At 41.9% G+C, this 6,455-nt stretch carries 6 protein-coding genes and 1 tRNA gene; all 7 read left to right on the forward strand.

Features of this window, described 5'->3' with window-relative positions; all coding sequences use genetic code 11:
* Positions 1-104: 104 nt before the first annotated feature.
* The 7 genes from AN214_RS19665 to AN214_RS19695 all read left to right on the forward strand — a co-directional run bounded on the left by AN214_RS19665 (position 105) and on the right by AN214_RS19695 (position 6,454).
* Entirely contained in the window at positions 105-2,078 is a 1,974-nt protein-coding gene (locus AN214_RS19665) for an FAD-dependent oxidoreductase (RefSeq protein WP_054981268.1), read from the forward strand.
* A gap of 58 nt (positions 2,079-2,136) precedes the next feature.
* Positions 2,137-2,832 (forward strand): DoxX family protein, encoded by a 696-nt coding sequence (locus tag AN214_RS19670; RefSeq protein ID WP_054981269.1) that lies wholly within the window; start codon positions 2,137-2,139, stop codon positions 2,830-2,832.
* Positions 2,833-2,906: 74 nt separating this feature from the next.
* A complete protein-coding gene (locus AN214_RS19675; RefSeq protein ID WP_054981270.1) occupies positions 2,907-3,455 on the forward strand; it encodes an NAD(P)H nitroreductase in 549 nt (182 codons plus the stop codon).
* 7 nt (positions 3,456-3,462) lie between these two features.
* Positions 3,463-4,449, forward strand: a complete 987-nt coding sequence (nagZ, locus tag AN214_RS19680) for a beta-N-acetylhexosaminidase (protein WP_054981271.1) — start codon at positions 3,463-3,465, stop codon at positions 4,447-4,449.
* 12 nt (positions 4,450-4,461) lie between these two features.
* Entirely contained in the window at positions 4,462-5,838 is a 1,377-nt protein-coding gene (locus AN214_RS19685; protein ID WP_054981272.1) for a DASS family sodium-coupled anion symporter, read from the forward strand.
* Positions 5,839-5,931: 93 nt separating this feature from the next.
* Positions 5,932-6,309, forward strand: a complete 378-nt coding sequence (locus tag AN214_RS19690; RefSeq protein WP_010560000.1) for a hypothetical protein — start codon at positions 5,932-5,934, stop codon at positions 6,307-6,309.
* Between the two features lie 57 nt (positions 6,310-6,366).
* Positions 6,367-6,454, forward strand: a tRNA-Ser gene (locus AN214_RS19695).
* Position 6,455 lies beyond the last annotated feature (1 nt).

The raw sequence follows: 6,455 nt of genomic DNA on the forward strand, positions 1-6,455 counted from the left end.
TTATAGTTAGTGAGTAAGTTAAGAGATCACTTTGGACAAGCTTGAGTTAACTGGTTAAACCAGTTAAAGTGCTTGAGGTATGACCAGTAGAGTAAGTAGCAAGTATGTTAGAACAAGAATTAAAACTGAAAAACAATTCACTGCGAAATCGCCTTGTAATGGGCTCAATGCACACCGGTTTAGAAGAAGGTGTTTGGAACATAAAGCGCTTAAAAGCATTTTATGAGGCACGCGCAAAAGGCGGTGTTGGTTTAATTATTACAGGGGGCTTTAGCCCAAACTTGGTTGGTAAATTAACGCCAATCTCGTCGTCATTTAATACGTTTTTTGATGTGTTAAAGCATCGCCCAGTAACCAAAGCGGTGCACGAACACGGTGGTAAAATTTGCTTGCAACTGCTTCATGCAGGACGATATGCCTATCACCCATTTAATCAAGCGCCAAGCGCAATTAAGGCGCCAATCAATCCATATAAGCCAAAAGAAATGTCGCTTAGCAATATTCAAAGCACGGTTAAGTCGTTTGCTAAATCGGCTCGACTTGCAGAGCGTGCAGGCTATGATGGCGTTGAAATCATGGGTTCAGAAGGTTACTTAATTAATGAATTTATGGCTCCGCGTACCAACAAGCGCACCGATAAATACGGTGGTTCAAACGAAAATCGTATGCGTCTTGCAAAAGAAATTGTTGAAGCTGTGCGCCGAGAAGTAAGCGATAAGTTTATTATTGTATTTAGAATTTCGGTAATGGATTTAGTGGAAGAAGGTTCAACCCAAGATGAAGTGATTGAACAAGCAAAAGTGTTAGAAAAAGCGGGAGTTGATATTTTTAACACCGGTATTGGCTGGCACGAAGCTCGTGTTCCAACCATTGCTAGCATGGTACCGCAAGGTGCGTTTGTTGAAGCAACCGAAATGCTAAAACAGCATGTATCTATTCCATGTGTTGCGGTAAACCGTATTAATACGCCAGACCTAGCTAATTCAATCTTAACTAATAAATCTGCCGATTTAATCTCAATGGCAAGACCGTTACTGGCAGACCCAGATTTCTTTAATAAATACGTTGAAAACAAAAGCGACAACATTAATGTGTGTATCGCGTGTAACCAAGGTTGTTTAGATAACGTATTTAAAGGTAAACGCGCCACATGCCTTGTCAATCCGCGAGCAGGTTTTGAACTAGACTATTCATTAGAGTCAACAACTAATACTAAAAATGTACTTGTTGTCGGTGGTGGGCCAGCAGGCTTAGCGGCAAGTTGCTATTTAGCTGAGAAAGGGCACAAAGTGACGTTAATTGAGCGCTCAAAGCACTTGGGTGGTCAGTTTAATTTAGCGATGCGTGTGCCGGGTAAAGAAGACTTTAATTATACCCTTGATTACTTTAAATCAGAGTTAGCTAAGTTAAAGGTAAATGTTCAGCTTGAAACTGCGTTTGACGATAGCATGTACGAACAATACGACAATCTGGTATTTGCTACCGGTGTGCGCCCGCGTGAAGCGTCATTTGCGTTAAAAGATGGCAGAACCTTGCTTGCGTATGATGAAGTTATCCGTGGCGAAGTAGAAATTGGCAAAAATGTCGTTATTTTAGGTGCCGGCGGTATTGGTTTTGATATGGTTGCGTTTTTAGCTGAAAAAGCGAATAAGTCGGTTGACGAATTCAAGCAGCAATGGGCAATTAATGTCGAAGGGCATCAACATAACATTCCACACAATATTACTATGTTAAAGCGCAGTCCAGGCCGTTTTGGTAGCGACCTAGGTAAAACGACGGGTTGGATCCACCGTGCGGTAGCGAAGCAACAAAATGTACAACAGATCAGTGGTTGTAATTATGTCGAATTGAATAAAGACGGTCTCGTTATCGAGGTAGATGGTAAACAACAAACCATTCCATGTGATTCGGTGATCACCTGTATTGGCCAAGTGTCTAATACAAATACCTTTGAATCACAACTCGAAAATGGGAAATATGCGTCTAAAATTGATGTGATCGGTGGCGCAAAATTGGCCTCAGCAATCGATGCAAAACGCGCAATTTTCGAAGCGCTGCAAGTTGCTCGAAAAATTTAGTGAATAAATAACTATGTTTTACCGGTCTTTAATTTAGTTATAAAAATTAGAGGTCGGTATGACACTGCTTAATCACTATCAAACATTAATTCAAAAAAGCCAGATTTTCTCTGGTATTCCATTTTTACTGTTCCGCTTAATTCTCGCACCTGTGATGATCATTGCAGGTTACAGTAAGCTCGGTATGAGCGAAAACCCTGCTAGTTTTTTAGAAGCCATTACAGCGTTACCTAGCGTTGTTTCATGGTTTGGTAATAGCGAATGGGGATTAGGCTTACCAATGCCGGAGTTATTGGCATTTTTAGCTGGATGGACAGAATTTCTGGGTGGGTGGTTGATTTTAATCGGCTTATTTACCCGCGCCGTTGCGATTCCATTAGCGTTTACTATGGTTGTCGCGATTACCACGGTGCATTGGCATAATGGTTGGTTTTCAATTACCCCAACAAATAGTGAAACCAGTGCAGCAAAAGTATTGGATTGGCTAGCGATTCCTGGCGCAAAGGCAAGTTTAGAAAATTCCAAAGCAGCACAAGAGCGATTGAACAAGATGCGCGAGATCCTTGATGAACATGGATTTACAGAATACTTGTATGAAACCGGTAAACCCGTTGTGTTAAACAACGGTATTGAGTTTGGTTTTATTTATTTTGCCATGTTGTTGAGCTTATTTTTTAATGGCGGCGGCAGATACGTCAGCCTTGATTATTGGCTTGCGCGCAAGTTTTTGCCAAACACCCAGCAAGATAGCTAGCCCGTAGGTGCGTTAAACTCTTTTCTTTTTAGTGCAGTTTGTTAAGCTTGGCAAAAAACTAACTTGTCAGCTTAATGAACGCATTAGAACTCTTATTAGAACGTCAATCAAACAGTAAACTCACTACACCAGGCCCAACAGCTGAGCAGCTGGATATTATTAAACAAGCAGCGCTGCGCGCGCCAGATCATGCAGCGCTTAAGCCATGGCAGTTTATTCTTGTTGAAGGTGATGCTCGTGAGAAACTTGGCGAAATTTATTATCAAGCCGCATTGAATAACAACGCCGATGACACAGTATTAGCGCGTGCCAAAGAACTGCCTTTGCGTGCTCCTCTTATTATTATTTGCATTGCCAAGTATAAGCCTCATGACAAGGTACCAAGAATCGAGCAAGTACAATCAGCAGGCTGTGCGGTAATGGCAATGCAACAAGCAGCATTTGCACAAGGGCTTGCCGGTGTATGGCGCACGGGTAGTTATGCACAAGATGATTATGTAAAACAAGCGCTTAATCTTGCTCCAGAAGATGAATTAGTCGGCTTTTTGTATCTTGGCAGCAAAGTAAACGATTTCAAAAAGTCGCGAAATATCGACGTTAATGATTTTTTCACAAGCTTGTAGGGGTAACATGCTAGGACCGATTACGACAGGCATTGATGATAAAACACTATCACAAGAAGAGCGCGAGCTATTAGCGCACCCATTAGTGGGCGGCGTTATTTTGTTTACCCGTAACTTTGAAAATATCGAGCAACTGTGTGCGTTAACAAAACACATTAAAACCATCAATCCATCACTATTAATTTCAGTTGACCATGAAGGCGGTCGTGTACAGCGTTTTAGTGACGGCTTTACTGAATTGCCAAGTATGTCGGATGCATTTGTGTTTGCTAATAGCGGCTTAAATGATATTGGCTGGACACTGGCTGCAGAGTTACTTGCCTGTCAAATTGATTTCTCATACGCACCTTGTGTTGACGTGAATGGAATTTCACAAGTGATTGGCAATCGTGCATTCTCGTCTAAACCCATGGATGTAATTAATGGCGCGAAAGCGCTGATTGGTGGTTTACACATTGCAGGTATGAAATCGGTTATTAAGCATTTTCCGGGTCACGGCTCGGTCGGTCCAGATTCGCACATTGCGATGCCGAAAGATGATCGTAGTTTTAGAGAGATAAGTCAGTTTGATTTACTGCCGTTTAAAGCGTTAATTGATTTAGGCATTGCGGATGCGGTCATGCCTGCGCACGTGATCTACTCTGAAGTTGATGAAAATCCAGCGTGTTTTTCGCCATTTTGGTTGCAAAAGGTGTTACGACAGCAGCTTGGTTTCAACGGCCCTGTGATATCTGACGATATGGGAATGCAAGGCGCAGTACAAGTGGGAGATTATGTCACCCGAGTGACAAAAGCCTTGCAAGCCGGGTGCGATAACGTACTACTGTGCAATGAAAAAGAAGGACTTTACCAAGTACTTGATGGGCTTTCTGTAGCAGATTTTCAAGAACATGGTTCACGTATGAAGGTGTTTCATCAAAAGCGTTATCCAAGTTGGGATGATGTGAAACGTGATGCACGATGGCAAAATTGCCAAAAACTGATAAAAAGTTAACCTACAAATAATATGAATAACAATAATAAACATATTTTGATTGGGGTTGTTTTGTGCCTGGTTGCTTATTTAGCATCACGATATTTATGGCTGCAACCCGATACCATTTCCTTTACCTTAGCAATTACCGTTATTACCGCTTATTTTTGGGTGACAGAGGCACTACCAATACCGCTTACGTCGGTCATACCAATTGGTTTGTTTCCATTTGTTGGCGTATTAACGCACCAGCAAGCCGCATCATCGCTAGGTTCACACGTTATTGTATTGTTGATGGGCGCGTTTATGTTAGCGGTGGGAATTGAAAAATCTGGCGTTCATCGGCGCATTGCATTTGCCATATTGAAGGTCATTGGCGGCGACAGCGCACTTCGCATTATTTTTGCCATTATGGCAACTAGCAGCATTTTGTCTATGTGGATTTCAAACACCGCGACAGTCGTTGCGTTGCTCCCTGTGGTGCTCGCGATTTGCGCATCAACCGATGATAATCGATTTAAAATCGCCTTATTGCTAGGGCTGGCATATTCGGCGTCGTTGGGTGGGGTAGGAACACTGATTGGTACGCCACCAAATGTGATTTTTGCGTCGGTTTATGAAGAGTTTGCTGGAGAGGAATACGGTTTTATTCGCTGGATGAAAGTAACCGTGCCGATTATTGTGATTTCAATTCCATTAATGGCGCTATGGCTTGCCCGTGGCATTCGTTTATCGTCGGCTATTCATCTGCCTAAGTGCGATGGTTGGAGCATTGCAGAAAAACGCGTGTTAGTGATTTTTGCACTGGTTGCGCTACTTTGGGTATTTCGTAAAGAGCCGCTTGGCGGCTGGTCACAGATGCTTGATATTAATACCGTAGGGGATTCGTCAGTTGCCTTACTAGGCGTACTTGCGATGGCGATAACCAGTAATGGCAAAGGAGGGCGTATTCTCCAATGGCAGGACGCGAAAGAAATTCCATGGGGTATGCTGCTGTTATTTGCCGGTGGTATTTGTATCGCTAAAGCGTTTGTTTCAAGCGGGTTAAGTGAGTTACTCGGGCAGTTTTTTGTGGCACTAGGTACGTTACCTGTACTACTTAGTTTGTTTGCATTAGCGATAGGGGTCTCGTTCTTAACCGAAATTACCTCTAACACCGCAACAGCGACGCTTATGATGCCAATAATCGCAAGTGCTGCCATTGCACTTAATTTACCAATTGAACTGTTAATGATCCCTGTGGTGATTAGTTGCTCGTGTGCATTTTGTTTACCCGTTGCAACGGCACCTAACTCAATTGTTTTTGCCAGTGGCGAAGTGTCAATTAAAGATATGGCAAAACAAGGCGTTGCACTCAATATTTTAGTGGCGTCAATCGTCGCGTTAGTGAGTTTTTATTTCTTGACATAAAGCTAAAATGGACTATTTAAAAACTGTTCGTTTTTTGTTAAGGTGATGTATTAACAACCAATTTAATCCATCAAAATAATAAAAGGCGCAGTTATGAATAACTTGTTTTTGCGCGAAAAAGAAAGTTGGTCAATATGGCTTATGTGGGGAGTCGTTTCAGCGATTGCTGTGTATATAACAGCAACGCAAACAAATGATTTTAGTCATATTGTCTTTATTAAGCTTGGCGTTTTTTCGCTACTGACTTGGTATATGACGTATTTGAAACGGTTTTCGTTTTGGCGTGCGATGAAAATTTCGCTTGTGGTGTTTTCGATAGCAATAACACCGGTATTATTTTTTAATTTTGAAGCGGTTAGCTTATTAAAAAATGCAGATATTGCGATAAAAGTGGGGCTTTTATCACTGGTAACGGTTATTTTTAGCTTAGTTTGTTCGTTAATTGCGCGTCAGCCAAAAGAATATTACTAAATATTAAATTTTTACTTTACAACGTGATACGAACTCATTAATATGCGCCCCAACAACGGAGAGATGGCTGAGTGGTTGAAAGCACCGGTCTTGAAAACCGGCATAGGTTAATAGCCTATCTAGGGTTCAAATCCCTATCTCTCCGC

This window comes from Pseudoalteromonas sp. P1-9, assembly GCF_001399975.1.
Taxonomy (GTDB): Bacteria; Pseudomonadota; Gammaproteobacteria; order Enterobacterales; family Alteromonadaceae; genus Pseudoalteromonas.

Bases quoted from the DNA above. Each gene is read 5' to 3' on its own strand.
- AN214_RS19665 (WP_054981268.1), top strand. From the start codon at position 105: ATGTTAGAACAAGAATTAAAACTGAAAAACAATTCACTGCGAAATCGC.
- AN214_RS19670 (WP_054981269.1), top strand. From the start codon at position 2,137: ATGACACTGCTTAATCACTATCAAACATTAATTCAAAAAAGCCAGATT.
- AN214_RS19675 (WP_054981270.1), top strand. From the start codon at position 2,907: ATGAACGCATTAGAACTCTTATTAGAACGTCAATCAAACAGTAAACTC.
- nagZ (WP_054981271.1), top strand. From the start codon at position 3,463: ATGCTAGGACCGATTACGACAGGCATTGATGATAAAACACTATCACAA.
- AN214_RS19685 (WP_054981272.1), top strand. From the start codon at position 4,462: ATGAATAACAATAATAAACATATTTTGATTGGGGTTGTTTTGTGCCTG.
- AN214_RS19690 (WP_010560000.1), top strand. From the start codon at position 5,932: ATGAATAACTTGTTTTTGCGCGAAAAAGAAAGTTGGTCAATATGGCTT.